The 409-nt window shown below is 74.8% G+C and carries 2 pseudogenes; one reads left to right on the forward strand and one right to left on the reverse strand.

Annotation, left to right across the window (positions count from 1 at the left end):
* Positions 1 to 85 (forward strand): annotated as a pseudogene (locus ASG00_RS18795) (VOC family protein); the annotation flags it as partial.
* A gap of 8 nt (positions 86 to 93) precedes the next feature.
* On the opposite strand, the pseudogene ASG00_RS16115 reads toward ASG00_RS18795, so the two are convergent.
* Positions 94 to 409: pseudogene (locus ASG00_RS16115) on the reverse strand (MFS transporter); the annotation flags it as partial.

Here is a 409-nt window from a genome sequence, read left to right on the forward strand (position 1 = left end):
GTACGGCTTCATGTACCAGCGGCAGTTCGACGACCCCGACGGCTACCACTTCTCGCCGTTCTGGGCCGACCCCGACGCCGGCTGAGCGCCGCCTCAGGCGTCGGTGGATGCCGCGGCCCCCCGCGGTGCGGGCGCCACCGGCGTGAGCGGCTTCGCGGCGCCCGATGCGAGACCCGAGGCGACGACCAGCACCACGAGCACGAGCAGCGTGGGGAGCAGCCCGATGTGCTCGGCGAGGAAGCCGAGCAGCGGCGGTCCGGCGAGGAACGCGACGTAGCCGATCGTCGCTGCGGCGCTCACCCGGGCGGCCGCGCGCGCGGGATCGTCGGCCGCGGCGGACATGCCGAGCGGGAAGCCCATCGACACCCCCGCGCCCCACAGGAACGCGCCGACGAAGATGAGCGGCAGG

The organism is Microbacterium sp. Leaf351, from assembly GCF_001423825.1.
Taxonomy (GTDB): Bacteria; Actinomycetota; Actinomycetes; order Actinomycetales; family Microbacteriaceae; genus Microbacterium; species Microbacterium ginsengisoli.